The following is a 25,980-nucleotide window of genomic DNA, read 5'->3' on the forward strand; positions in this document are numbered from 1 at the left end:
CATTGAAACACGGAATTCTTGGAAGACAATCCAGTTCCGTGCGTCCGTGGCAATTTTATTTCCTATAATAACTGAATGTTATCCTTCACCCAAAAACAGCAAGCATTTCTCGCATACTTTAAATAAAAGTGGGGGTAGGGTTTCATTTTGATAGGGTTGAGTTGCGCCATAAACATGATTTGCGCCCTCAATTTTAATCAACCTGCTGTTTGAATTTGCATCGGCTAATTTTTGTGCATGTTCAAACGGAACGTTTACATCATCATCGCCCTGAACAATAAGCCAGGGAATATTAATCTGTTTAGCGGCCTTCAAAATATTGAATGTTTCTGCATTATCTTCAAAATCTTGCAGTAAAGTAACGTTTAAAGGCATCTCCTCTTTAGTCCTGGCATTGGTAACGGAGATTTTCCCTGTCCTCTTCCATTCACTTTCTTGTTCTTTTTTCCAAAGGCTGTTAAAACTCGAAATGGCACTCCAAGTTATTAATTTGTTGATTCTTACATCGTTAGAGGCCTCTATTATTGCTAATCCGCCTCCTCTACTGTGTCCAATTAAATTTATTTTGGTTTCTTTCCCGTAGGCTTTTTCGATAAAATCGAGTACAGCATTAACGTCAAAAAGTTCTTTCGAGATGGTATTGCTGGCGAAGGCTTCCATGTCAGTCACATCCTTTGGATCATTGGCAGGGACGCCACTGTGCGATAAATTAAATTTAATGTATCGGTAGCCGTTGCTTGCAAAATGCCTTGCTACTAGATTGTGAGCGCCCCAATCTTTGAAGCCCTTAAAGCCGTGAATGAAAAGGACGATTGGCGTGTTTGGGTTTTTCTCATCAAATGTAATATCGCCTACAATGATTTTTCCATCTGCACCGGTTAGGCTAAATTCACTTTGTGTAATCATAATTTAAGGAATTGGTTCAAATTATAAACCTACAAAATTCAAATTTGTTGTGTTGGAGGGTTTTGGGATGGCATATGTGGCGGTTTCAGCCACCATTCAATTAAACGATAAAGATTTCGCTCGGCTCGCCGCCGCCGAGGGGTTCGTTCTTTTGACAACAAAAGAAACAAAATTGCCAGCTGAAAATTTTTCTATTAAAGTTTGGAGCAGGGCTCGAACGGTGCTTCCCGAAAAATTTGTTAGGCTGGGGATTACGGTAACGGAGAAATAGTGCTGTGGCCTAGCTGGGTGGAAAAGCTAAACTGAAATTAAGCGCAAATAATGGTTCTGGGTTATGGATACATGCCTTAGGTTTTTTAGCAGCGGCTTGAGTGCTTCAAACCCGATTGAACGGAAAGCCACAATTTTTCATTGTGCTTGGAGGTAAAGCGGGACTGAAATAACAAAAATGCACAGAACCCTGCTTTCCCAAACATTTGTGACTTTAGGAAATAGATTTAGGTGATAGATTTGTCTAAAGATCTTGCTCGGCTCGCCGCCGCCGAAGGGCTCATTCTTTTGACAACAAACCTGCGAAGCAAGCATGAACGCCAAAAAACAAATAACAGCGCGTGAAAAACACCAAAATTGCCAGCTGAAAATTTTTCTATTAAAGTCTGTAGCAGGGCTCGGACGGTGCTTCCCGAAAAATTTGTTAGGCTGGGGATTACGGTAACGGAGAAATAGTGCTCTGGCCTAGCTGGGTGGAGAAGCTAAAGTGAAATTAAGCGCAAATAATGGTTTTGGGTTATGGATACATGCCTTAGGTTTTTTTTGCAGCGGCTTGAGTGCTTCAAACCCGATTGAACGGAAAGCCACAATTTTTCATTGTGCTTGGAGGTAAAGCGGGACTGAAATAACAAAAATGCACAGAACCCTGCTTTCCCAAACATTTGTGACTTTAGGAAATAGATTTAGGTGATAGATTTGTCTAAAGATCTTGCTCGGCTCGCCGCCGCCGAGGGGCTCGAGTTATGCATCTCGAAAAATTTGTTAGGCTGGGGATTAGTGAAACGTGGATTAAGTGCTCGGGCTTAACCGGGTGGAGAAGCGCATTGTCCAACCATTTTGTGGCTCAATATCCTATGATTAGTTACTCATTAACCAATTAATGAAACGATTAAGATTTCGCTCGGCTCGCCGCCGCCGAAGGGCTCGTTCTTTTGACAACAAAAGAACCAAAATTGCCAGCTGAAAATTTTTCTATTAAAGTTTGGAGTAGGGCTCGGACGGTGCTCCCCGAAAAATTTGTTAGGCTGGGGATTACGGTAACGGAGAAATAGTGCTTTGGCCTAGCTGGGTGAAGAAGCTAAACTGAAATTAAGCGCAAATAATGGTTCCGGGTTATGATACATGCCTTAGGTTTGTTAGCAGCGGCTTGAGTGCTTCAAACCCGATTGAACGGAAAGCCACAATTTTTCATTGTGCTTGGAGGTAAAGCGGGACTGAAATAACAAAAATGCACAGAACCCTGCTTTCCCAAACATTTGTGACTTTAGGAAATATATGCATGTGATAGATTTGTCTAAAGATCTTGCTTGGCTCGCCGCCGCCGAAGGGCTCGGAAGGTGCATCCCGAAAAATTTGTTAGGCTGGGGATTACTGTGACGGAGAAATAGTGCTTTGGCCTAGCTGGGTGGAGAAGCGCATGACCCAAACATTTGTGCCTTTAGAAAATAGATTTAGGGCCCAGCCATTTAGTGGCTTAATATCCCTTGGTTGGTTGCTTACTAACATTAAAGTAAAATTTCTGTTTAGGGTTTTTGAAGTAATACCAGGCCCAACCCATAAAAAGTAGTTGAAAAGGTAACCTAGCCCAGGCAATTAGCGGAGTAACCAATATTTTTCCGAGCATAAAGGGCGCCATTTGAATCATATAAATATGAGCCGGCATAAAGGCAAGCAGCATTAAAATAATGCATAAAGCAGATTGCTTTCTGGTTTTTGGAAATAACAATAAAACGCCTAAAATTATTTCTATTACGCCCGATAAATAAATTAAAAATTGGTGTGCGGGCAACCAATTCGGCATTATTGCGTAGTACCCTTCAGTAGAGAGAAAGTGATTACAGCCCGCAAGGATGTAGAAAACGGCATAAATGATTAGAAATATTTTATAGGGCATGAAGATTTGTTATAGAATTCTATTTATTTAAAACCGTTCTAAATTGATGTAAATTACAGGTTAATGACAGTCACATGCCCTAGCCATGTTACTTTTGTATCCCGACAATAGTTAATAACGGAAGCACTTGGAATATTTAAAAGTAATCGCTTTTACACATCACCACATCGACCTAAAATCTTTAGGGAAGTTAGTTATTTGTGATGAAAGTTTGGACAACAGATTGAAGAATATTCAAACCGTGTTACCTGTTAGCGAGATTTTTTACATTGGTACCTGTAACCGTGTAGAGTTCGTTTTCCTTACCAAAGAAAAAACAGATAAAGAATTTGTAACCAAGTTTCTTACCGTTTTGGACATGGGCTTACCTCCAGAATTTATGGAGCGTTTCTTAGAAAACGTAACCGTTTACGAAAACGAAGAGGCTTTTAATCACCTACTCAGAACATCTTGCTCTTTAGAAAGTTTAGTTGTTGGCGAGAAAGAAATTTTAGCTCAAATACGTAAAGCTTACGAAAATTGTAGAGATGCGGGTTTTACTGGCGATTACATGCGTATGATTATGGATAGGGTGGTGAAAACGGCTAAAGAAGTTTATACGCACACCAATATCTCAAAAAATCCAGTTTCTGTTGTTTCTTTGGCTTATCGCAAACTCAAAGAATTAAACATGTGTGGTAACTCACGCATTTTAATTATTGGTGCAGGAGAAACCAATCAAAACATTGCAAAATACCTCAACAAGCATAAATATTCTAACTTCTCAATCTTTAATCGTACACTCTCTAAAGCAGAGAGCCTTGCTAGCGAATTGAATGGAAAAGCCTATCCGTTAGAAGCCTTGGAAAACTTTAACGAGGGTTTTGATGTAATCATCACTTGTACAGGGTCTACAGAGCCTATTATTACTGAAGCGCTCTACGCTAAATTGCTTCATGGCGATACAGGCAAAAAGGTAATTGTTGATTTAGCCATTCCGAACGATGTAGCACCCGCGGTTGTTCACAATAATCCAATCCATTATATTGAGGTAGAATCGCTCAAAGAAGTTGCCCGGAAAAACATTCAGGAGCGTTACAACGAACTCGTTCATGCTGAAGACATTATCAGCGCAAACATCACCGAGTTTTTTACCGTACTCAAACAGCGTCGAATTGAATTGGCCATGCAAGATGTACCCAGAAAGATTAAAGAAATCAAAAATACAGCTATAAATGGTGTATTTGCAGAAGAAATTAGTCAGATGGATGAAGCCTCTCGCGAAGTGTTAGAACGTGTAATGAACTACATGGAGAAAAAATACATCAGCGTTCCAATGATTATGGCCAAAGAGATTTTGGTAAAGCAATCTTAGAATCTTCTTGATATTTGCTTATCCACAAAGCTAAGCCACAGCATTTGGCTATCGCTTTTCTTAAATCGTAAATAATTATGTAAAGCAGGTTTCTGTGCTTTTTTGTTATTACAGTCCCGCTTTACCTCCAAACACAATGAAAAATTGTGGCTTTCCGTTCAATCGGGTTTGAAACACTCAAGCCGGTGCCAACAAAGCTAAAACCCGTATCCATAACCCGGAAGCATTATTTGCCCGTAGTTCCGGTTTTTGCTTTTCCACGCAGCCAGGTCACAGTGCTATATTTTATTTACAGAAATCAAGTTTGGTGTTTTTCACGTGCTGCTATTTGTTTTTGGCGTTCAAGCTTGCTTCGCAGGTTTGTTGTCAAAAGAACGAGCCCTTCGGCGGCGGCGAGCCGAGCAAGATCTTTAGACAAATCTATCACCTAAATCTATTTCCTAAAGTCACAAATGTTTGGGAAAGCAGGGTTCTGTGCATTTTTGTTATTTCAGTCCCGCTTTACCTCCAAGCACAATGAAAAATTGTGGCTTTCCGTTCAATCGGGTTTGAAGCACTCAAGCCGCTGCTAACAAACCTAAAGCCTGTATCCATAACCAGAAGCATTATTTGCGCTTAGTTTCAGTTTTGCTTCTCCACCCAGCTAGGCCAGAGCACTATTTCTCCGTTACCGTAATCCCCAGCCTAACAAATTTTTCGGGAAGCACCGTCCGAGCCCTACTCCAAACTTTAATAGAAAAATTTTCAGCTGGCAATTTTGGTTCTTTTGTTGTCAAAAGAACGAGCCCTTTCGGCGGCGGCGAGCCGAGAGAGATCATTTAAACCGATAGGTTAGTTGGCCATTAACCAATATTAAAAACTCTAAATTTTTTCGTCAGGCACTCTCCGTTCTATTGACCGCTGCAAGCCTAAAGCAATATCCGTTCTAACACCATACAATACCCACTCTGTAACCTCACTGTCTCATTTTTAAACATTTTACCAGATAAAGCCGTATTTAGTTAGATTTGCAAATCATTTAAAAACACAGTGAAGAAATTAACCATCGGAACACGCGGTAGCGACTTAGCTTTATGGCAAGCCAATCATACAAAGGATGAATTGGCTGCAATTGGAATAGAAGCTGAAATTAAAATTATCAAAACGCAGGGCGATAAAATCCTGAATTTACGTTTAGATAAGCTAGAAGGTAAAGGCTTTTTTACCAAAGAGTTGGAAGAAGAGTTGTTGGGTGGTACAATTGATTTGGCGGTTCACTGCTTAAAAGATTTGCCAACAGCACATCCTGCTGGCTTAACAATTGCCGCCATTCCCCCTCGCGAGGAAGCAACCGAATACCTTTTAATTTTAAAAGATTGCGTGGATGTATCTCAAAAACTATCCTTAAAAAAAGGCGCAATGGTGGGTACTTCTTCAAATAGGAGAAAAGCCCAGCTTTTGGGTTTACGCCCTGACTTAGAAATTGAAGATTTACGCGGAAACGTTCCAACACGCATTCAAAAACTTAGAGATGAAGATTATGATGCAATAATGCTGGCAAAAGCGGGCATAAAGCGTTTAGGATTGGATGTAAGCGAATTTCATGTCGAAGAATTAGAACCTACTGAATTTGTACCTGCGCCTGCTCAGGGTGCTCTTGCGATTCAGATTAGGGAAAATGATACCGAACTTTTTGAAGCGCTACAGAAATTACACGATCCGGCAACGGCAGAGGAAGTAGGTGTAGAGCGTAAAGTGCTCAATATTTTTGAAGGCGGTTGCCACATGCCCCTAGGCTGTTACTGCAAAAAAGAAGATGGTGTTTTTGAAGTGTGGACATCAAAAGCTGAAACTGCCGAAGATTTTCCAGAACGCTTGTTTTTACGTTCGGAAACTACAGAAGGACTCGCAGAGAAAATTGTGGCTAAATTTAGTGCAGATAGGAAAAAGCCAGCTAAAGTATTTATCTCGCGTGAAATTGGCGAGCATAGCTATTTCCGTAAAGCGCTCGAAAATAATAATATAGAAATTGAAGGGCGATCGTTAATTCGTACTTTTCCTATCGTAACTGTGCTCGATCAGTTTATATTAAAAAACATTGATTGGATCTTCTTTAGCAGCAGAAACAGCGTAGAGTATTTCTTTAACTTAAAGCCTCAATTACCAAAGAAAACACAGTTTGGTGTAGTGGGTAGAGGATCAGAAGATGCGCTCCGTAAATATGGTCATTTTGCAGATTTTGTGGGTGCAAGCGGCGACATTACCGAAGTAGCAGAAAACTTTGCAAAATTGGTTTCGGGTAAAAATATTCTGTTTCCTAGGGCACAAGATTCTTTACAATCCATTCAGAAATCCCTGCCTGCAGATGCCAAGATTATAGATTTACCCATTTATGAAACCGTAATTGAAGAAGACATTGATCAGAGTTATGCTGATGTTTTAATTTTTACCAGTCCTTCTAATGTTGATGCTTATTTCGCCAATAATTTGTTGGAGCCTGGGCAGCAGGTAATCGCAATCGGTAACTCTACGGGTAAGAAATTTGATGAAATGGGTGTGCGTTATGCTTTGCCTTACTCGCCCGATGAAATAGGATTAGCTGAAGCCGTTTTTGGAATCGAGATTAAGTAGAAAGACAAAGAAAAAGAACGGTTCGTGGGGCATGAGCCATCCTGGCACCAAACAAGGTGATAAAATGGTAAAGTTTAGGTTTTAACTACAGGCCACGCTACCTAAACCTGATTGAAGTGGAAAGCTTTTTAATGTGCGTTTGAGCTTGCCGAAAACCATTAAAAACTTGAAACGAAAAGCAGGACTGCTGGTACAAAAGAACTACTGAAAGTGCTTTTCTAAACCTGATTAGATTCCATTACGCTACATTACAGCAGCTTTTAAGTTGTTGATGTTTGATAATAAATAATTGATACAAAATATGTTACATCGTCCGAGAAGATTGAGGAAGAACCCGTTGGTTAGAGAGATGGTAGCCGAAACCCGACTATCGAAAGATATGTTTGTGTACCCTTATTTTGTGGTACCTGGAACGAACGTTACCCATGCGATTGATGCCATGCCAGGTGTTAACCATTATTCGGTTGATGCCTTGGTAAAGGATGTGGAAGCGGGGATGAAAAAAGGCTTAAATAAAATTATGCTTTTTGGTGTGGGTGATGAGAAATCTGCGGATGCAAAATCTGCCTATCATGATCATTCGTTAGTACCTACTGCCGTACGAGAGTTGAAAAAACAATTTGGTGAAGATTTATATGTAGTTACAGATGTTTGCGTTTGTTCTTATACCACCCACGGACATTGTGGTATTTTGGAGAATGATTACGTTCAAAATGATAAAACAGTTGATGTAATTGCTAAAATGGCCCTAACCCATGCACAGGCTGGGGCTGATATGTTTGCACCATCTGACATGATGGATGGGCGCATAAAAGCCATGCGTAATCTTTTGGATGAAAATGGTTTTGTAAATGCGGCTATTATGAGTCATGCAACAAAATTTGCCTCGGCTTATTATGGTCCTTTTAGGGAGGCCGCAGATTGTGCACCCAGTAAGGGCGATCGGAAAGCATATCAAATGGACTTTAGAAATCCGCTTGAAGCACTTCGAGAAGCACAACTAGATGAGCAAGAGGGCGCTGATGTACTAATGGTTAAACCTGGTTTAGCTTATTTAGATATTATACAACGCCTTAAACAAGATACCAACCTGCCTATTGCGGTTTATAATGTATCTGGAGAATACTCGATGGTTAAAGCTGCTGCAGAGCGTGGCTGGATTGATGAACAGAAAGTAGTTATGGAAACGATGCATGCCTTTGCGAGAGCTGGTGCAAGTATAATTACCACTTATCATATTAAAGATATTTTAAACAACGGTTGGATGTAAGAGAAGACCACAGGTGAAAGAGACCGAAGACCAAAGGTAAAAGTCTAAAGACCAAAGACCAAAGGGCAAAGGTCAAAGTCCAAAGGCTAAAGGTCAAAGTCCAAAGACCAAAGTCTAAAGACCAAAGGAAAAAGTCGAAGGACCGAAGACTAAGGTCCAAAGACTGAAGCCTTAACTGAGTGAAGAATATCAAAGGACACAGAATAGAGGATAAAAATTAAAGGGTATAAACAAAAGGAAAGAAATATAAAATAAAGATTGATGACTGAATCCTAAATTTGATTTTGCTTTGAGCTTAGTTCTTACAGTTTGAGTGTTTCAGCTTTGGTCTTTAAGCTTTAGTCTTTCAGCTTTTAGCCTTTCAGCTTTAGCCTTTCAGCTTTCAGCCTTTTATTCAATAATAGCTTAATAAAAATGTTAGATTCATTAAAAAAAATGTTTTCGGGTAACGAAGCCGATGTACCAGTAAATACAGGAAGTAAACCTGATATTTCGAGGGTAAAATCTGCTGAATTGTACGAGAAATCAAAAACGTATTTCCCAGGTGGCGTAAATTCACCAGTAAGGGCTTTTAAGTCGGTTTACGGTACACCGCTTTTTATTGAAAAGGGTGATGGATGCTACATTTGGGATGCTGATGGAAACCAATTTATTGATTTCTGCGGAAGTTGGGGACCTTTGATTTTAGGACATAACAACCCTAAAATACGTGAAAAGGTTACTGAAGTGATGCAGAACGGGATGAGTTTTGGAGCACCAACGGCCTTAGAAAATGAATTGGCAGAATTAATTATTAAGAACAACCGTTTTGTTGAAAAAATTCGTTTCACAAGTTCTGGTACTGAAGCGGTTATGTCGGCCATTCGTTTGGCCAGAGGTTATACGGGTCGAGATAAAATTCTAAAATTTGAGGGTTGTTACCACGGTCATAGCGATTCGCTTTTGGTTAAAGCGGGATCTGGATTGGTGACTTTCGGAGAAACTTCATCAGCTGGTGTTCCAAAATCTTTTGCTGAAGAAACCATCGTAATCCCTTTAAATGATATTAACGCAATTGAACAAGCTTTCGAGCAGTTTAAAGATCAAATTGCAGCCGTAATTATAGAAGGTATTCCGGCCAATAATGGCCTAATTATGCAAGATGAAGAATACATCCATGCTTTGCGTAGAATTTGTACCGAAAATAACGCTTTGTTAATTTTTGATGAGGTAATTACCGGATTTAGAGTGGGTTTTGAGGGTGCAGCAGCTTATTACAATGTTAAACCCGATATTGTTACCTACGGTAAAATTATTGGTGGTGGTTTGCCTGTTGGTATGTATGGCGCATCTAATGCAATAATGGCACACATTTCTCCCGATGGTGGCGTTTACCAAGCCGGAACTTTATCTGGAAATCCGGTGGCAATGGCCGCAGGTATTGCGACTCTAACGGAGCTGAATAAATCTGGTTTTTATAAAGATTTGAATAATAAAACACAAGACTTTGTGGCAAGCATCCAGCGTTTTGCTACCGCGAGGAGTTACAAATTTAAAGTGTTTACTGTGGGTTCTATTTTCTGGTTTGCATTTACCGATAAGGCTAAAATTCAAACCGCTGATGATATTGATGCGAGCAGCATGGAAAAATTCAAGGTGATGCATCGTGAGTTGTTAAATAGAGGAATTTATTTAGGCCCATCTGGTTATGAAGTTGGTTTCGTATCTTCAGCACATACTAAGATAGAACTCGAAAAGGCCAAACGAGCAATTTTTGAGGCTTTAGATTTGGTGTTTAAAAAGTAGATGGTTTGTTGGTTCGTGAAGACACGAAGCAAGGCAGCATTAAATAAACTATAAATATAAAAACCCTTTTGGGGGTGGCATACATGAAGAAATCCATTATCATATTTTACGCATTATTGCTTTATGCACTAATTCAGCTTGTTTCTTGGGGAACCTTAGTGGTTCGTTTGCAACCAAGTCGAATGACGATGATTATGGGGGAAGGATCGGTGTTTCTGTTTCTGCTTTGCATTGGTGGCTATTTTTTACACCAATCGCTTAAGCGAGAAGATAAATTAAGAGAACAACAGCAAAATTTCTTGATGTCTATAACCCATGAGCTGAAATCGCCTTTGGCGGCAATAAAACTTTCTATTCAAACCATTGTTAAGAGAGATTTGGATAAAGCCCGCCAAACTTCCTTGCTGAATAACTCCTTAAAAGATATTGAGCGATTGGATGATTTGGTGGAGAATATGTTATTGGCAACCAAGATTGAAAATCGATCATATACCTTTCCGAAAGAAGAATTTAACTTTTCGGAATTGGTGTATAAAATTACAGATCGATTGCAGGTTCACTCCTGCGGAAATGAGCAATTGATAAATGCCCAAATTCAGCCAAATTTGCAGATAATGGGTGACAAGTTTGCCTTATCGTCAGTAGTAACCAATTTAATTGAAAACGCAGTTAAATATTCCAGTCCGTGTGATGAGGTAAATGTGCATTTAAACGAAGTGGATGGACATATTCAATTGAGTGTAATAGATAAAGGCCCTGGCATTTCAGATGCCGAAAAAATGTTGATATTTGATAAGTTTTACCGCGTTGGTAATGAGAATGTCAGGAAAGCGAAAGGAACAGGTTTAGGCTTGTTTATTGTGAAAGAGGTTTTACAATACCATGATGCAGATATTACAGTAAAAGACAATTTGCCTCAAGGAAGTATTTTTGAAGTAACATTTAGTTAATCTCAATTATGTCACAAAAATTAAGAATTCTATTGGTAGAAGACGAGGATCACTTGTTAGATGCTATCAAATTAAACCTAGAACTTGAGGGTTATAAAGTTCACGCCGTTAAAGATGGCAAAACCGCTCTTAAAATTTTCAAAGAAGAACGCTTCAATCTCATTATTTTAGACGTTATGTTGCCAGAAATGGATGGCTTCCAAGTTTGCGAAACCATTCGTTTGGAGAATGCAGAAGTTCCGATTATGTTTTTGACTGCTAAGAACACATCAGAAGATCGTGTTTTAGGTTTGAAAAAAGGCGCTGATGACTATTTAGTTAAGCCATTCAACTTAGAAGAATTAATTCTTCGTGTGGGTATTTTGGTGAAACGCAGTTTAAAATCTGACGATTTAAAAGAATTAAATTCTTACAAAATTGGCGATAAAACAATCTATTTCAACTCTTTCGAATTGAAACATGATGATGGTACCATTACACCGTTAACCAAAAAGGAAACGATGTTGTTAAAGCTCTTAATTGAACGTAAAAACGATGCGGTATCTCGTGAGCAGATTTTAGAAACGGTTTGGAATTATGATGTTTATCCATCAACCAGAACCATTGATAACTTCATCTTAACGTTCCGTAAATATTTCGAGCCGGATCAAAAGAATCCCGTTTATTTCCACTCTATTCGTGGTGTAGGCTATAAATTTACTGATATTCATTAATGTACAATAATAAAGGCAGATACGCTTTAATGGCCGTTTTTGCGCTGGCAGGCTTGGTTTGTATTTTCTACAACCAATATCAGCTCGCGGCGGTTTCATTACTATTATTTGCTTTTGTTATTTGGAGCCATTTTAAGCACAGTTCGGTGCTTATGGCCTCGAAGCATTTTAAAAATAATGAGTTTGAGAAAACCAAAGCCCTATTGGCAGAAGTTTCAAAGCCTGAGCGTTTAGCCAAAAGCAGGCGGGGATACTACGAGTATATGCAAGGTAAAATAGCCATGCATGAGAAAAATACCGATAAGGCCGAATATCATTTTCAGCTGGCCAGTAGGTTTCCTTTTGGCGGTAAAAATGAGAAATCGTATGTACTCATTTATCTTGCCACCATCGCCTTGCAAAAGGAAGATAGAGAACGTGCAGAGGCTTACACCAAATTGGCTAAAGAACTTGCAGAAACTCAACGATCAAAAGACATTATTGCCAAAATTGAAAAAGAAATAGGCAAAATATAATATTCGTATTGTCATTTTGAAGAACGAAGCACCGGTTTAGGAATAAAATGGTACTTCGTTTTTTTTTTATTTATACATTTGCGGAATTAAATTTTTAGCTCAATCGTTATGCTGATTTTGTTCAGCTAGCTTTATAATTAACAATAAAAAATTTTAAGGTTGACGACGATGGAACACAACTACAAAACATGAAAAATAATTTATTTTTAGACGCTGCATTTTCGAAACAAACAGAACGCCCACCGGTATGGATGATGCGTCAAGCGGGTCGGTTTATGCCACAATATTGGGAGATCAAAAACAAATACTCTTTTCTAGAGATGTGTAAAACCCCAGAAATTGCGGCTGATGTAACCATGTTGCCAGTTGATTTATTGGGTATTGATGCGGCCATTTTATTCTGTGATATTTTGGTAACCGGAGAGGCCATGGGTGGCGATTTGAGTTTTACCCAAGGTGTTGGACCTAAGTTTGCCAATCCTGTGCGTACTGCTCAAGATATTGATAATTTGAATGTTGATTGTTTAGATGAATTACAATATGTTGCTGATGCCATTCGGGTTATTCAACAACGTTTGGATGGAAATATTCCTTTAATTGGTTTTGCAGGTGCACCATTTACTGTAATGAGTTATTTGGTAGAGGGTGGTTCATCAAAAGATTTTAAGCTAACCAAACTGATGTTGCACAACCATCCAGAGTTGGCGCACAGGCTTTTGGCTAAAATTGCCAAGGTAACTGCCGATTATTTGAATCTACAGATTGAAGCCGGTGTTAATGCCGTTCAAATTTTCGACAGTTGGGCACAGGCTTTATCGTGGAGCGATTATCAAGAATTTTCACATCGTTACATACAAGAAATTATAGCCAACCTAAATAGAAAAGATATTCCGGTTATTTCCTTTTGTAAAGGAAGCTCTGTTTTTGCTCCCATTATGGCAGAAGCGAAACCAGATGTGATTTCTGTAGATTGGAATGCCGATTTGCTGAATATTAAGAGCGCTTTGCCGGCAGGTATTGCTGTTCAAGGAAATTTAGATCCTCACATTTTATATGCTGATCAACCTGTAATTAAAGCACAAATTCATAAACTTTTCGAGCGCATGCGTGGTACAGAAGGATTTATATTTAATTTAGGTCATGGCATTATGCCTGATATTCCTTTCCAGAATGTAAAATATGCTATTGAAGTGGTAAAGGAATTTAGGTACTAGTTACTCATTTAAGCCATTATAAGCCTCGATTTTTAAATATCTCCTTCTAATGATAGAATTTTTTCAGCCATATTACACTTACTTTCTGGCGGTACACATTGTATTCGTAATTAGTTGGATGGCGGGTTTATTCTATATTTTGAGTCTTTTTATTTATCATACTGAAGCAAACGAAAAGCCAGAACCTGAAAAAGGTATCCTCAAGCAACAGTTTATTAAAATGGAGGCTACTTTATGGAAAATTATTGCTGCCCCTGCAATGGTCATCACTGTTTTGGCTGGTGTTTCTATGCTCACATTAAATCCTGCGCTCTTGCAACTGGATTGGATGTTGGTTAAACTGGGTTTTGTAGTTGGTTTACTGATTTATCACTTCGTTTGTCAAAACATCGTGAAACAATTAAAAAACGATCAATTTAAGTTGAGTAGTTTTCAGCTTCGTTTATGGCGAGAACTGGCCACTATTTTTATGATTGCCATTGTTTTCATTGTAATATTAAAGAACGCACTAAACTGGATTTATGGCTTAATTGGAATTATGGGCGTTGCGCTGGTGATTATGATTGCGGTTAAACTGTATAAAAATTATCGCCTTAAGAAATAATTTAAAGCTTCAAATCAGACGTACATTTATTGGTGTGCAACATTTTTTTTACAGGAAAATCTCTATAAATTTGGCCGTTAAAATCAAAGCTCATGTTTAACATAATGAACCTCAAAAGGGCCTTAGTCTTCATATCATTCCTTACAAGTTTTTATTCCGCCTCGGCACAGTTTAATCAATCGGCATTCGAAAACAGGATTCGTCCGGATAGCAGTTTAACAAACGAAGTTCACTTTAACTTCTATAATTTGAATTACGTTCGGAACTACGAATACACCAACGACTTTCATGATGGTTATACGCTTTACGGAACGCAACTACAGCCTCAGATTGTGTATTACGCACATCCAAATTTAGCCATTACGGCTGGTGCCTTTATCAGAAAAGACTTTGGCAGAAATGGAATCTCTGATGCGAAGCCTTTATTTAGTGTAAAATATCATAAAAGAAATTTAACCTTAATTTTCGGCAGTTTAGAAGGTGGCATTCAACATAAGTACATTGAGCCGCTGTACAATTTTGAGCGCACCATTACCACACCAATTGAATATGGAACACAGTTATTGGTGGAGCGCAAAAAGTTTACGTTAGATGCCTGGATTGCTTGGCAAAAGATGATTTACAAAGGCGACCCAGCTAAAGAGGAAATTATTGGCGGTTTATCTACTGAAACCACTCTTACCGAAGATAATGGGTGGAAATTAAGCTTTCCTGCTCAGTTCCTGGCTTTTCATCAAGGTGGTCAAATCGATGTGTTAAAGGAAATTCCAATTACCACCATGTTTAACGGTGCAACTGGATTAAAACTCCATAAAACAATTGGTTCAAACATTAAACAGGTTTACACAGATAACTACCTTGCTGTGTATAAAGATTTTTCTCCAGATAAAAGGAGGGCTTATCAGGGTGGCTTTGGATTATGGTTAAATGCCGGCGTGGAGAGTAAATGGGGCAGTTTGGTTGCTTCGTACTGGAAAGGAAATAACTTCATCTCGATTAAGGGAATGCCTTTGTACCAATCTGTCTCTGATAATTTGTATAGTGCAGGCCTAAAGCAAAGCAACAGAAATATTGTTTCCTTAAGATACGCCTATCAAAAAGAGCTTATCCCTCATTTATATCTTGATGTTCGTTTTGAGCCACATATCGATTTGGATCATACCGATAAACAACTTCAGTTTAACCATTCCTTTTTCCTTACCTACAAACAGGATTTCAAATTATTCAAGGTTAAAAGACAAGTAGATTAGTTTCTGCTGTTAGGCTCGTTTTTAACAAGATAATTCTCCCATAATTTATTATTGGTTGCTTACTTTTGTTGCAATAAATTAAGCATAACCATGAGAAATCAAATCACCGTAATCGCTTTTGATGCTGATGACACACTTTGGGTAAATGAGCCGTATTTCCGCGACACCGAGGAGCAGTTTGCAGCTTTGCTAGAAGATTTTCTTCCTCGTCATAGCATCTTAGCCGAGCTTTACAAAACGGAAATTGCCAATTTGCCATTGTATGGTTATGGCATTAAGGGCTTTATGTTGAGCATGATTGAAACGGTTTTAAGAATTACCGAGGGCAAGGCCAATCCGTCCGTTATAAACCGAGCCATTCAATTGGGGCAGGAAATGTTAAACAAACCGATTGAACTTTTAGATGGGGTTGAGGATGTTTTGAAAGCACTACATGGAAAATATAAATTGGTTGTAGCTACCAAAGGCGATTTGCTAGATCAACAAAGAAAATTAAATAAATCTGGTTTAGATCATTATTTCCACCACATCGAAATTATGAGCGACAAACAGGAACAAGATTATCAGAAACTCTTGAAGCATTTGGATTGTCCGGCAGATCAATTTCTAATGTTGGGCAACTCCTTAAAATCAGATGTTTTGCCTGTATTGGCTATTGGTGGGCATGCGGTACATATTCCTTACCATACTACTTGGGCCCACGAGCATATCGATCATACAATAGAACATCAAAATTTTTATCAAATGGATAGCCTTATGGAGGTTTTACCAAAATTAATCGAATGAAGAAAAAAATAGATATTAACACTTGGGTAAGAAAAGATCATTTTAATTTTTTCAATACATTCGAAGAGCCATTTTTCGGTGTAACAGTCGATGTAGATTGTACAGCAAGTTACAAAGAGGCGAAAAACATAGGTGTATCGTTTTTTTTGCTGTATTTACATAAATCGCTCTTGGCTGCCAATACAATTGAAGCTTTTAGATATCGAATTATTGAGGATGAAGTTTGGTTATTTGATGAGGTGCATGCTTCGGCAACCATCAACAGATTAAATGGTACATTTGGGTTCAGTTATATAGATTTCTATAAGGATTTCAATGAGTTTAACACTCAGGCTAAAATCGAAATGGAGAAAGTGGAGAATGGCACGGGTTTATTTCCATCAAGTTCCGGAGAAAACGTAATTCATTATTCGGCTTTGCCGTGGTTAAACTTCAAGTCGATGTCTCATGCGCGCAAGTATTCTTTCAAGGATAGTTGTCCAAAAATCTCTTTCGGGCAGGTGAGGGATGAGGGTGAACGTAAGATTATGGCCATTTCCATTCACGTAAACCATGCTTTGATGGATGGCTTTCACGTTTCACAGTTTGTAGATGCTTATCAAAAATTGCTCAATAGTTAAACAATTGTGATGATAACACCGTAATTTAACAATTAAGTAATAGGCACATTTTAACTTGGGTTATGTTTATAGCCTTTGTTATTGTTCCGATTTACATTTTGGGGTTTATTGCAATGTTTTATATGCAGTCGTTTTACAAAGCGTTGATGCTGTTGTTAACCATGCTTATTGCAACTTTTATACTTTTTCTGTTCATCACTTACCCTTTTCAATCGGCAATGGTGATTTGTTGTTTAATTGCTCTGTTTAATTTGCGCATAAAGATTAATTAACATTTGCATTAGAAAAACAAATTGCTATTTTTGCTGCAAGTTTTAACATTCAAAAATGGGGGATTAGCTCATTTGGCTAGAGCGCTTCGCTGGCAGTGAAGAGGTGATCGGTTCGAATCCGATATTCTCCACCAAGTTAATTTCAGCCTTTAGATTGTATTCTAAAGGCTTTATTTATGCAATAATGGTTCTGAAAGGTATCAGTTTTTGATTTTTTAGGACTGTATTTAATTTTAGAAAATAGTTCGATATCTTTTATTGTGGTGTTTAGCAACTATTTCTAACCTTTTCAAATCATTTATTTCACTTGCTCGTAGTTCTGTCTGTTCCTTTTTTATTAATTTTTTAACTGGTGTATCTGGTTTTAATACTTCTTTTGCCAAGGTTTTAATGTTTTTATCTCTCCATTCCAGCCCGAATCTTATCTTTTCTGGCTTCATCCAATTAAGTACTCAAATCCAATAATTAAAGCTTATGTTCAATCTCCTTCCTTAGCTTTTCCTCTCGGATCTTTTGCACTTAATCTTAGAAACCTTTTCTATTAAGATTTTTATCATTTTCCATAATGTGAAATATTCGAAATCTGAAAATAGGCTATGGAAAAAAAAATGATTAACCTTATTGTAATATAAATGTTACAAATTAACTGTATCTTGCCATCGCTTTATTAAAATATTGTTATGGTAGATTTTTTGAAAGGTTTGAACATGGATAAGTGGTATGGCGTTGTTCTATACTTAGGTTTTGCCTGTTGTGCAGCACCATTCTTCGGAAAGGTGGTTTTTATAGATCAAAAGCATTTATTTGGAGTGGGAGTTTCCTTGTTGCTTATAAGTCTCTCTTTTTTCATTGCAGATAAACACGTTTTTTGGAGGGAGGGCGCATACTTAGTTCAAACTAAAGTAATAAAGCATTCATTATTAACCTATATGATTCTATCGATAGGAATTTTGATGTTGATAATTTTTTTATTTCGAGTGGTTATTGGGTTATTGTGATACTGTCAGATATAGATGGTACTCCCTCAGCTGGCGCACGCATGTCGCGTGTGCAAAATGATATAATTATAGCGCAAGCCCAACGCTGCAAAGTTGTTGGGCTTCATTGTTTAAAATAACTGCCTCATTAGCTGTGAATTTCATATCTACCAGTTCGTATACGTATGATGGGAAAATAGCAAATTTGGACTATTGTTAAGTGCAACTTTCCCAGCTTCCCACCAAGGCATACTAATTAACTTTCAACTGGTAAAGGATATAGGCAAGTAATATTAAAATCAGCTGTACCGATACTGCTCCAAGAATACAGCATATTATTGCTTTAACATAATTCATCAATTTTCTTTCGCCAAAAAATTGCCCGATAGACCAGAAAACGTAAAAATATGATACAAAAATACCGACCGCCGCTATTGATTTATTTGCAAATAAAATTGATGTTAAAGCAAATAATGTGATCAGTAACAGACCTTGGCCAACCGAATAGCATAATAAGATAGTGATTTCAAAAACATTATAGTTATGCTTTTTGAAAAATAAACTTATCCATAATGCAATGAAAAACCCAGTTATGAGTGAAATATATGCGATGTGAGTATTGGTCCAATGATCAATAGTGTTGTTTCGCAAAGATTCATTGATGACTCTGGAGTTTTGATCAAATGAAAAAAAGATATATTCAATCTTAAAAAAATGAAAAACTAGGGTAAAAATTGTCCCGGAAAATATTAAAAATATTAAAGGCTTGGTAACTTTACTTCTGTCTTCCAAAATAAAACGTCTGACCATTTTTCCTGGCCGGAGGGATAGTTGTCCTACTGTATATAGGAAACCACTTTCAATGTGTAAAAGATGCTTTATTTCGTGAAAAATATACGATAAATCAATTCGCTTCGGCTTGTTTGTTTCTAGCATTTAATTTCAATCTGCATTTTTTGAATTACTATTGCACTACTTTCTAGAGTTCCAAAACTACGAATTTGAGCGCACATTTTACTCATTTCGGATACACGATAGCATTTGAGTAATTTATATTTCCTTTCTTCAACACGTTATCTTACCTTTCAAATTCGAGTGGCGTTGGAAGTCGATATGGTGCATAAGCGGAGATTAATAGTCTTATCGAAGAATGGTTTTTTTCTGGAAAAGTGTTCGATTAATATATCGATCCTTTTTTATTCTTTTCTTCCAAACTAAGCAAAACTTCTTCATTTTCCATCTGTTGATAGACTATGGAAGAACATAAAAAATTTATGCAAAAGGCAATCTCCTTATCTGAAGATAACCTTAAAAGTATGAATGGCGGCCCTTTTGGTTGTGTAATTGTAAGGGATGGTAAAATATTGAGTGCGGAAGCGAATTCTGTTACCCAGGATTGCGACCCCACAGCCCATGCCGAAATTAACGCCATTCGCGCTGCATCAAAGAAGATTGGGAAAGCCGATTTAAGCGGATGCATTATGTACACCAGTGCCGAACCATGCCCAATGTGCTTGAGCGCAATTTATTGGTCAAATATAGGTCAGGTGTATTACGGCAATACCAAAAGAGATGCGGAATGGGCGGGATTTGGCGATCAATTTATCATGGAGCAATTACAGAAAAAAATAGAAGATCAAGACATTGCCTTTCAACGTATCTCAGCGAGTGAGGCAATTAAAGCATTCGAAAAATGGGTTGAAGCAGGATCAGGTGTAAAAGAGAAAATTAAGGACGGGTCTATGTAAAGGTGAAATAACTTTCACCAACACCTCCTAAGGAATTTGTTTTACCGAATGTTACAGCAACTTATCAGGCGTAATTGGTAAATGCCTAATCCTTTTGCCGGTTGCGTTAAACACTGCATTGGCAACTGCTGCGGCAACACCTACAATACCCACTTCCCCAATACCTTTAACGCCCATTTTATTGGGTATTTTGTCTTCCTCATTGATGAACATGGCATCTAGCTTGCCAATGTCAAAATTAGTAGGCACGTGATAATCGGCAAATGAGCGCGTGGCAAAGTTCCCCCATCTAGGGTCGATTATGGATTCTTCGCTAAGCGCCATCCCGATGCCCCAGATGTTTCCCCCAATGATTTGAGAGCGAGCAGTTTTGGGGTTTAATATTCTTCCTGCGCCCGTAACTGCAAGAAAACGAGTTACTTTCACCATTCCTGTCAAAGCATTTACCCTTACTTCCGCAAAATTAGCGTTGAAACTGTGTGCAGAGTATTGGTCGGCTTGTGTTGGTGCTTTAGCATCGGCACGTGTTTCAAATGCAGAAACGTTTTCAGAAATCATCAAATCTTTTGCAGTTGGGCGTACAAAAAATTGCTTGCCCGATTTCGCCAAAAGTTCGTCGGTAATTTTGGTACAAGCATCGTTCACCGCATTTGCAAAACTTGCCGCACCTACCGAACCTACCGACCCTGCTGCCGGGGGTAGATTTGAATCTCCCAGTTTAACGGTAATATTTTCCATCGCTAAGCCAAGCCCATCTGCGGCCGTTTGCGCAAGAATGGTATTTGTGCCTGTACCCAAATCTGATGCAGCAATTTCTACGGTAGCATTAACATTGTTCCCCTTTTTTGTTAATTTAATAACAGCAGAACTGTCTCTTTGTCTGGCCGGATAAGTACCACAGGCTACGCCATAGCCAACCAAATCATCTCCAATTTTATTGGTTCCTGGTTCGGCTTTTCTTTTATCCCAACCGAAAGCTTTTGCACCTTCTTTTAAGCATTCTACTACTTTTCTTGATGACCAGGGTTTTCCATTAGATGGGTCTTTCTTTGGCTCATTCTTTAACCTAAGTTCAATGGGATCGATGTTGAGCTTGTAAGCCAATTCATCCATTGCCGATTCTAGGGCAAAACTCCCTGTCGATTTTCCAGGGCCACGTGTATAGGTGGGTAGAATAACGTTCATTGGTACTACTCGATAGGAGATTAAAGAATTGGGCACCTCATACATAATTTTAGAACAGTCGCCACAAGGTTCTAAGTATTCGCTATCCACAGCAGTATGACTCGTTGTTTGGTGCGATAAACTCTGTAAAATGCCATCTTTTGAAGCCCCTAGGCTTATTTTTTGATGATTTCTTTGGCGAAGCCCAACGGAGTTAAACATTTGCTGACGGGTTAATGCCAGTTTTACTGGTCTGTTAACCATTTTCGCAGCTACTGCCGTAAGAACAAGATTTGCCCATTGACCACCTTTTGATCCAAAGCCACCACCAATAAATGGCGATATAATTCGAACCTGTTCTGGTTTCAGATTTAAGGTTGAGGCTGCTGCGGTTTGAGCACCGTTAATAATTTGTGAACCGTTGTATAGCGTGAGCTGTTCACCTTCCCAAACGGCCACGGTAGAATGTGGTTCCATTGGGTGGTGATGTTCGATTGGGGTTTCATAAATTTCTTCAACACGAACCGCAGCATTTTCGAAGGCGGCTTTCGCATCACCTCTAACCAAATCTGCCAGTTCTTTTCCCTTTGGCATTTCTGCATTCGGAAGCAGTTTATCAAAATCAGTTTTTCCTTCTTTCTTCTGGTATTCAACATGAATCAAATGAGCGGCATGGGTAGCTTGCTCAAAGCTTTGTGCTACAACGATTCCGATATGCTGACCATGAAATAAAATTTCTGGACTTTGGAGCAAAGCCCCTCCACGCAAGCCACCTTTAAGATTAAGTTTTGGCGCATTTTTATGTGTGATTACGGCGAGTACACCTTGTGATTTCTCTGCCGCTGATGTATCTAAACTGGTAATCGTGCCTGATGCGATTGTACTTTTGAACAAGACTGCATAGGCCATATTTTTAGCTGGATAATCGGTTGCGTAGGTTGCTTTTCCGGTGATTTTTAAAATTCCTTCTATCCGGCTAACGCCTTTACCTATTGCCTTATTTTTCTCTTCCATATCGATAAAATCTTGATTATCCTGTTTTTACGTTCCTTTTGTAGCCATGCTAAGCGCACTTACGATGGTATTTTTGCCCATAGCAACTTTAAATTTATTTTGTGCCAATGGTTTGGCCTGCTCCATTTCTGCCTGTGCAGCCAATTCGAAATTGGCTACGGTTGCCATTTTACCCTTCAATAGGGCCTCTGCTTTTCGCGCCCGCCAAGGTTTATGTGCAACACCGCCCATGGCGATGTGTGCAGACACAATTCTGTTTCCATTGAGTACCACGCCTGCCGCTACAGATACCAAAGCAAATGCGTAAGAATTTCTATCCCTTACTTTTATGTAGGCCGAGTGGTTGGCAAAATCATTTTTCGGAAGTTCAATGGAGCTGATTAACTCGCCTCTTTTCAGTGTATTATCGAGTTCGGGTTGCTGCTCCGGCAACCTGTGAAAATCATGGATGGAAATGGATCTAAATTTTCCGTCGGGTTGAATGACCTTAATATTGGCATCAAGAGCAGAAAGAGCAACTGCCATGTCAGACGGATAAACCGCTACACATTCTTCCGACCAACCAAAAATTGCATGCATTCTGTTGAAGCCATCTTTTGCAGCACAACCACTTCCAGGGTTTCGCTTGTTGCATGGCATAGCCGTATCATAAAAATACGAGCAACGGGTGCGCTGTAGCAAGTTGCCACCGTTGGTTGCCATGTTTCTGATTTGTGCTGATGCACCCGCAAGTATGGCTTTGCTTAATAACGGATACTGCTCACGAATCATAGGATGATTGGCAGCTTCTGTATTTTTGCCTAAAGCGCCGATGGAAATGCCATTTTGACCCGTAGGCAGGAGAGCAATTTTTGTCAGTGCCAATCGGGTTAAATCAATCAGCTCGTTCGGTTTTTCTACATCCTCCTTCATCAAATCAATTAAGTTGGTTCCCCCCGCCAAGTAGCTGGCATTGGGGTTTTTGATCAGGAGGTTTATGGCATCACTGCTACTATTGGTATTGGTGTATTTGAATGGTCTCATTGCTGGATTTGCTTAAAATTTAACCTGCAAAAAGCCAGGTTTGTTCAATATCTTTTCCGGTTTGCGCTTCTTTAATCGCAGCCACAATATTTGGATAGGCGCCACAACGGCAGATATTTCCCGACATCCGTTCTGCAATTTCCTCGTCTGATAATATGATTGAACCTTGTTGATTTCTAATGTTTTGAGTGAGGTAACTGGCTTGGCCTTCTTTGGCTTCTTTCATCAGTGCTACCGCAGAACAAATTTGTCCAGGCGTACAATAACCACATTGAAATCCATCGTGTTTTAAGAAGGCATCTTGCATTGGGTTTAACTCATTGTCTTTCGCCAAACCCTCAATGGTAATCACTGATTTACCCTCACAGCTTGCAGCCAGGGTGAGGCAAGATAGCACTCGGTTTCCATCAACAATTACCGTACATGCACCGCATTGGCCATGATCGCATCCCTTTTTAGAACCGGTGAGTTCCAATCGCTCGCGGAGTGTATCTAAAAGCGTCATACGAGAATCGATAAGCACTTTTTTGTTGATGGAATTGACGCGAAAACTTACGTTTACGCCATTTTCAACGGCAATAGCGGGAGGGTCTTCAACATCAACATCAACATCAACATCTACAGCCCGAGCAAAAAGTTGTTCAGCCCCAATTAAATGGCTAGCCAGCAAACCCGCTGAGGCGAGACTCACCAACTTTAAAAAATGCCTTCTTTTTAATCCCGTTTGAATTACCTCGTCCAACTCATCTGGCATCAGGTCTCCGAAAAGTTTTTTCTCCTCTTCTGTAAGTGGGGTATTGTTGTGGGCCATGCTTTTAATTTACTAGTTAAGCGTTTGGTAATTTGTAGAATACAAATAAATGAACAGGCCCGCCGAATTATGGTTTCATAAGAACAGAAATATTACAATAAAAATTGACCTCGTGGATTTCTCTATTTCCAAACGAGATTCATCAGGCTTACATTATTTTTTCGAGAAGAACTTACGGCAATGGCCTTACTTTCATCATCTGTAAGGGTAAAGCCTTCTAGTTCATCGGCCTTGTCGGTATCAATCACTTTAAGTACTTCTTCATGCCCACTGGCTATAGATTTTTCCAGATCTAAAAAGGTTAGTCGCCATTTTCTACCCTCTATCTGGTTTTGAATCAGTATCAAAATTCCTTTATCAGCAACGAAATGTAAGTTTTGTACCCAAGGAGAGCAGGTAAACTTTTTGTAGAGTAAGCCTGCTTCGCTTGTTTTAGCAGCTTTGGCAAGTTTGCCTGCATGGTACAATCGCACTTCGTTTGCTTTGTTACCATAATCGGCAGTGGCCATAAACCATTTGCCTTTGTGCTTTACATATTCGGGCCGTGTTCCTTGAATACAGGCATCATCTTCTATGGTATTTAATAGATTTCCATCTAAGGTTTTGCTTTTTAAAAATCCCTCCCATTTAATGGAATAAATCATCGCTTTCCAAAGGGTTCCTTCGGGGTTTTGGCGTACAGAATTGCCAATAAAGGTGGGCATACCTGGTTTAAAAGCAATCCCTGTGGGGTGCTTAATTACATTTTTGCCTTTGATGGTAAAGCGATACTCTTTATTTTGATCAATTAAAGAATCGTTTTTTAAAGTGTAGGCCCTCATCACGCCGATTTCCCTTTCGCCATATAAAAAATAGGTTCCTTTTTGATTGGATATGCCTTGACAGGCACCCAAAGAATCTAAGGTAAAAGATTTGGTAATGTTTCCAGATATAGGCTGGTAATCGAGCATGCTCATTGCAAGTCCAGCCAAAATAATTGCACTAAAAGTTTTCATGTTAAGAATTTAATAGATCGTCTCAATCAATCTTCGATGCATCATTGATGACGGTATGTTCATTAAGGAATTTTTGGCAAACTAAACAAGTGCTATTAAGGCAAGATTAAACACGCATTAATTCTAGTTACTGTATTGTTTTGATCATTAAGATTTTATGGGTTGTTGAACGAAATGATGCATAGAGATTTGCCTTTTAAGCAGTTTTAATGTGGCGAAAGCAAAGTTAATCGAAGGTTAAGATTCGAGTTCATGTTAACCTATTGATAATTTAATCTTATATTGATGTTATTTAACTTTGCGCAATGAAATTCCCTTTGTACCTCTATTACGAAATCCTTATCCGTTTGGAAGAATTTGTGCCCAATATTGGAGATTATTTATCCGCGCTAGAACAAGAAAATGATTGTTTAATTAAAACGACCACAGGCCAATTACGTATTTCAAAAGCAGTATTGATGAAGCAATTTAACGATCCAAATTTGATTTCTAAATCAGAATTGGCCGAGTTAGGGCAAAACTTTGAATTGGGAGGACGGCTATACAATAAAGCATAACTTTAGGTTGACGAAAGAAACCAATTCCCTCCTAATCTGATGGCACCGAAAGTTTCGAGACATACGCGCGGTTGAAAAGCGGGAAAGGTTGATTTTTTTAGTGCACAATTGGGATTCTTCAACACGATGATGGCAATGGTTGTTTACTGCAAACTCGTTTATATGAAAAATCCCAATCTTTATCTGCATCCAAAACGTACTAATTTTGACGTTTTCTGGCTAAAATCCTTAAATGATAACAGTTATATGTCCGCTTTAGCCAGTAATTTCCAGCGATTGAATCAGGTCATGCTCAATAACTAGATTAAAGTTAAGCACAGCAGGGCTACCTGGAAATGTTCCAGCAACTTCGGCAGTAAAAACAGCGCCATTTTCATCTTCTTTATAGGCAATTGGTTTTAGGGTAGTTTGATACTGTTGGTTAGAATTTTCAATCCATTTTTGTATTGCTGCGTTTCCAAGATGATGCTTGCCTTCATCAAATACCGTTGCATTGGCAGAAAAAAGGGAAGAATAGGCTACAGCATCATGGTTATTTTGAGCTTCAACTAAGTTCTCTATTAATTTTGGTAAATTCATGATTTTGATTTTTTAAGATTAAAACTGTTATACAAATTTCGGTCGTACGCTCGTGATTCACAATTAGGGCATTACGATTCGAATAGGGAATAATTTATC

General features: G+C 38.8%; 23 protein-coding genes and 1 tRNA gene. 15 read left to right on the forward strand and 9 right to left on the reverse strand.

The window, feature by feature from the left end; translation table 11 throughout:
* Positions 1–78 precede the first annotated feature (78 nt).
* Both DHW03_RS15965 and DHW03_RS15975 read right to left on the reverse strand, forming a co-directional pair.
* Positions 79–906, reverse strand: a complete 828-nt coding sequence (locus DHW03_RS15965; protein ID WP_109926848.1) for an alpha/beta hydrolase family protein — start codon at positions 904–906, stop codon at positions 79–81.
* A gap of 1,744 nt (positions 907–2,650) precedes the next feature.
* The gene (locus tag DHW03_RS15975) at positions 2,651–3,070 is read right to left on the reverse strand and encodes a DoxX family protein (protein WP_109926850.1); all 420 of its coding nucleotides are present in this window, start codon (positions 3,068–3,070) and stop codon (positions 2,651–2,653) included.
* Positions 3,071–3,197: 127 nt separating this feature from the next.
* Here DHW03_RS15975 and hemA point away from each other — a divergent pair, with 127 nt between their 5' ends.
* The 13 genes from hemA to DHW03_RS16050 all read left to right on the forward strand — a co-directional run bounded on the left by hemA (position 3,198) and on the right by DHW03_RS16050 (position 17,147).
* Positions 3,198–4,424, forward strand: a complete 1,227-nt coding sequence (gene hemA / locus DHW03_RS15980) for a glutamyl-tRNA reductase (protein WP_109926851.1) — start codon at positions 3,198–3,200, stop codon at positions 4,422–4,424.
* A gap of 1,029 nt (positions 4,425–5,453) precedes the next feature.
* Entirely contained in the window at positions 5,454–7,034 is a 1,581-nt protein-coding gene (gene hemC, locus DHW03_RS15985; protein ID WP_109926852.1) for a hydroxymethylbilane synthase, read from the forward strand.
* A gap of 301 nt (positions 7,035–7,335) precedes the next feature.
* On the forward strand, positions 7,336–8,304 hold the full coding sequence (gene hemB, locus DHW03_RS15990; protein ID WP_109926853.1) for a porphobilinogen synthase: 969 nt from the start codon (positions 7,336–7,338) through the stop codon (positions 8,302–8,304).
* Positions 8,305–8,718: 414 nt separating this feature from the next.
* Complete coding sequence (hemL, locus tag DHW03_RS16000) at positions 8,719–10,089, forward strand: glutamate-1-semialdehyde 2,1-aminomutase (RefSeq protein WP_109926854.1); 1,371 nt, start codon at positions 8,719–8,721, stop codon at positions 10,087–10,089.
* 83 nt (positions 10,090–10,172) lie between these two features.
* A complete protein-coding gene (locus tag DHW03_RS16005) occupies positions 10,173–11,039 on the forward strand; it encodes a sensor histidine kinase (protein ID WP_109926855.1) in 867 nt (288 codons plus the stop codon).
* An 8-nt stretch (positions 11,040–11,047) separates the two neighbouring features.
* The gene (locus DHW03_RS16010) at positions 11,048–11,752 is read left to right on the forward strand and encodes a response regulator transcription factor (RefSeq protein ID WP_109926856.1); all 705 of its coding nucleotides are present in this window, start codon (positions 11,048–11,050) and stop codon (positions 11,750–11,752) included.
* Complete coding sequence (locus DHW03_RS16015) at positions 11,752–12,267, forward strand: hypothetical protein (protein WP_109926857.1); 516 nt, start codon at positions 11,752–11,754, stop codon at positions 12,265–12,267. Before DHW03_RS16010 ends, DHW03_RS16015 begins: the two co-directional genes overlap by 1 nt.
* Before the next feature lie 188 nt (positions 12,268–12,455).
* Positions 12,456–13,481 (forward strand): uroporphyrinogen decarboxylase, encoded by a 1,026-nt coding sequence (hemE, locus tag DHW03_RS16020; RefSeq protein WP_109926858.1) that lies wholly within the window; start codon positions 12,456–12,458, stop codon positions 13,479–13,481.
* A gap of 49 nt (positions 13,482–13,530) precedes the next feature.
* The gene (locus DHW03_RS16025) at positions 13,531–14,085 is read left to right on the forward strand and encodes a CopD family protein (RefSeq protein ID WP_109926859.1); all 555 of its coding nucleotides are present in this window, start codon (positions 13,531–13,533) and stop codon (positions 14,083–14,085) included.
* A gap of 92 nt (positions 14,086–14,177) precedes the next feature.
* Complete coding sequence (locus tag DHW03_RS16030; protein ID WP_109926860.1) at positions 14,178–15,335, forward strand: hypothetical protein; 1,158 nt, start codon at positions 14,178–14,180, stop codon at positions 15,333–15,335.
* 90 nt (positions 15,336–15,425) lie between these two features.
* Complete coding sequence (locus DHW03_RS16035) at positions 15,426–16,121, forward strand: HAD family hydrolase (RefSeq protein WP_109926861.1); 696 nt, start codon at positions 15,426–15,428, stop codon at positions 16,119–16,121.
* On the forward strand, positions 16,118–16,741 hold the full coding sequence (locus tag DHW03_RS16040) for a chloramphenicol acetyltransferase (RefSeq protein WP_109926862.1): 624 nt from the start codon (positions 16,118–16,120) through the stop codon (positions 16,739–16,741). The genes DHW03_RS16035 and DHW03_RS16040 overlap by 4 nt, the downstream gene beginning before the upstream one ends.
* A gap of 329 nt (positions 16,742–17,070) precedes the next feature.
* Positions 17,071–17,147 (forward strand) — tRNA-Ala (locus DHW03_RS16050).
* Positions 17,148–17,246: 99 nt separating this feature from the next.
* Here the strand turns inward: DHW03_RS16050 and DHW03_RS16055 are convergent.
* Positions 17,247–17,453 (reverse strand): hypothetical protein, encoded by a 207-nt coding sequence (locus DHW03_RS16055; protein ID WP_109926864.1) that lies wholly within the window; start codon positions 17,451–17,453, stop codon positions 17,247–17,249.
* A gap of 789 nt (positions 17,454–18,242) precedes the next feature.
* On the reverse strand, positions 18,243–18,926 hold the full coding sequence (locus DHW03_RS16065) for a DUF3667 domain-containing protein (protein WP_109926866.1): 684 nt from the start codon (positions 18,924–18,926) through the stop codon (positions 18,243–18,245).
* A gap of 317 nt (positions 18,927–19,243) precedes the next feature.
* On the opposite strand from DHW03_RS16065, the gene DHW03_RS16070 reads away from it, so the two are divergent.
* Positions 19,244–19,738 carry a nucleoside deaminase gene (locus tag DHW03_RS16070; RefSeq protein ID WP_109926867.1) on the forward strand — a complete coding sequence of 165 codons (495 nt, stop codon included), beginning with the start codon at positions 19,244–19,246 and terminating at the stop codon, positions 19,736–19,738.
* A gap of 51 nt (positions 19,739–19,789) precedes the next feature.
* Here DHW03_RS16070 and DHW03_RS16075 read toward each other — a convergent pair whose 3' ends face one another.
* The 4 genes from DHW03_RS16075 to DHW03_RS16090 all read right to left on the reverse strand — a co-directional run bounded on the left by DHW03_RS16075 (position 19,790) and on the right by DHW03_RS16090 (position 24,745).
* The gene (locus DHW03_RS16075; RefSeq protein WP_109926868.1) at positions 19,790–21,916 is read right to left on the reverse strand and encodes a xanthine dehydrogenase family protein molybdopterin-binding subunit; all 2,127 of its coding nucleotides are present in this window, start codon (positions 21,914–21,916) and stop codon (positions 19,790–19,792) included.
* Positions 21,917–21,943: 27 nt separating this feature from the next.
* Positions 21,944–22,939 carry an FAD binding domain-containing protein gene (locus DHW03_RS16080; protein ID WP_109926869.1) on the reverse strand — a complete coding sequence of 332 codons (996 nt, stop codon included), beginning with the start codon at positions 22,937–22,939 and terminating at the stop codon, positions 21,944–21,946.
* A 19-nt stretch (positions 22,940–22,958) separates the two neighbouring features.
* On the reverse strand, positions 22,959–23,750 hold the full coding sequence (locus tag DHW03_RS16085; RefSeq protein ID WP_109926870.1) for a (2Fe-2S)-binding protein: 792 nt from the start codon (positions 23,748–23,750) through the stop codon (positions 22,959–22,961).
* Between the two features lie 122 nt (positions 23,751–23,872).
* Positions 23,873–24,745: a hypothetical protein gene (locus DHW03_RS16090; protein ID WP_109926871.1), complete on the reverse strand. Its 873-nt coding sequence runs from the start codon at positions 24,743–24,745 to the stop codon at positions 23,873–23,875.
* 305 nt (positions 24,746–25,050) lie between these two features.
* On the opposite strand from DHW03_RS16090, the gene DHW03_RS16095 reads away from it, so the two are divergent.
* A complete protein-coding gene (locus DHW03_RS16095) occupies positions 25,051–25,302 on the forward strand; it encodes a hypothetical protein (RefSeq protein WP_109926872.1) in 252 nt (83 codons plus the stop codon).
* A 255-nt stretch (positions 25,303–25,557) separates the two neighbouring features.
* Here the strand turns inward: DHW03_RS16095 and DHW03_RS16100 are convergent, their stop codons facing one another.
* Complete coding sequence (locus DHW03_RS16100) at positions 25,558–25,881, reverse strand: Cif family virulence factor (RefSeq protein ID WP_109926873.1); 324 nt, start codon at positions 25,879–25,881, stop codon at positions 25,558–25,560.
* Between the last annotated feature and the right edge of the window lie 99 nt (positions 25,882–25,980).

This window comes from Pedobacter yonginensis, assembly GCF_003173595.1.
Lineage (GTDB): Bacteria > Bacteroidota > Bacteroidia > Sphingobacteriales > Sphingobacteriaceae > Pedobacter > Pedobacter yonginense.

What these genes read in the sequence shown, in the direction of transcription:
- hemE (WP_109926858.1), top strand. Translation starts at nt 12,456, where the DNA reads ATGAAAAATAATTTATTTTTAGACGCTGCATTTTCGAAACAAACAGAA.
- DHW03_RS16010 (WP_109926856.1), top strand. Translation starts at nt 11,048, where the DNA reads ATGTCACAAAAATTAAGAATTCTATTGGTAGAAGACGAGGATCACTTG.
- DHW03_RS16100 (WP_109926873.1), bottom strand. Translation starts at nt 25,881, where the DNA reads ATGAATTTACCAAAATTAATAGAGAACTTAGTTGAAGCTCAAAATAAC.
- DHW03_RS16005 (WP_109926855.1), top strand. Translation starts at nt 10,173, where the DNA reads ATGAAGAAATCCATTATCATATTTTACGCATTATTGCTTTATGCACTA.
- DHW03_RS16015 (WP_109926857.1), top strand. Translation starts at nt 11,752, where the DNA reads ATGTACAATAATAAAGGCAGATACGCTTTAATGGCCGTTTTTGCGCTG.
- DHW03_RS16095 (WP_109926872.1), top strand. Translation starts at nt 25,051, where the DNA reads ATGAAATTCCCTTTGTACCTCTATTACGAAATCCTTATCCGTTTGGAA.
- hemL (WP_109926854.1), top strand. Translation starts at nt 8,719, where the DNA reads ATGTTAGATTCATTAAAAAAAATGTTTTCGGGTAACGAAGCCGATGTA.
- DHW03_RS16090 (WP_109926871.1), bottom strand. Translation starts at nt 24,745, where the DNA reads ATGAAAACTTTTAGTGCAATTATTTTGGCTGGACTTGCAATGAGCATG.
- DHW03_RS15975 (WP_109926850.1), bottom strand. Translation starts at nt 3,070, where the DNA reads ATGCCCTATAAAATATTTCTAATCATTTATGCCGTTTTCTACATCCTT.
- hemB (WP_109926853.1), top strand. Translation starts at nt 7,336, where the DNA reads ATGTTACATCGTCCGAGAAGATTGAGGAAGAACCCGTTGGTTAGAGAG.
- DHW03_RS16085 (WP_109926870.1), bottom strand. Translation starts at nt 23,750, where the DNA reads ATGGCCCACAACAATACCCCACTTACAGAAGAGGAGAAAAAACTTTTC.
- DHW03_RS16035 (WP_109926861.1), top strand. Translation starts at nt 15,426, where the DNA reads ATGAGAAATCAAATCACCGTAATCGCTTTTGATGCTGATGACACACTT.
- DHW03_RS16070 (WP_109926867.1), top strand. Translation starts at nt 19,244, where the DNA reads ATGGAAGAACATAAAAAATTTATGCAAAAGGCAATCTCCTTATCTGAA.
- DHW03_RS15965 (WP_109926848.1), bottom strand. Translation starts at nt 906, where the DNA reads ATGATTACACAAAGTGAATTTAGCCTAACCGGTGCAGATGGAAAAATC.
- DHW03_RS16065 (WP_109926866.1), bottom strand. Translation starts at nt 18,926, where the DNA reads ATGCTAGAAACAAACAAGCCGAAGCGAATTGATTTATCGTATATTTTT.
- DHW03_RS16040 (WP_109926862.1), top strand. Translation starts at nt 16,118, where the DNA reads ATGAAGAAAAAAATAGATATTAACACTTGGGTAAGAAAAGATCATTTT.
- DHW03_RS16075 (WP_109926868.1), bottom strand. Translation starts at nt 21,916, where the DNA reads ATGGAAGAGAAAAATAAGGCAATAGGTAAAGGCGTTAGCCGGATAGAA.
- DHW03_RS16030 (WP_109926860.1), top strand. Translation starts at nt 14,178, where the DNA reads ATGTTTAACATAATGAACCTCAAAAGGGCCTTAGTCTTCATATCATTC.
- DHW03_RS16080 (WP_109926869.1), bottom strand. Translation starts at nt 22,939, where the DNA reads ATGAGACCATTCAAATACACCAATACCAATAGTAGCAGTGATGCCATA.
- DHW03_RS16025 (WP_109926859.1), top strand. Translation starts at nt 13,531, where the DNA reads ATGATAGAATTTTTTCAGCCATATTACACTTACTTTCTGGCGGTACAC.
- DHW03_RS16055 (WP_109926864.1), bottom strand. Translation starts at nt 17,453, where the DNA reads ATGAAGCCAGAAAAGATAAGATTCGGGCTGGAATGGAGAGATAAAAAC.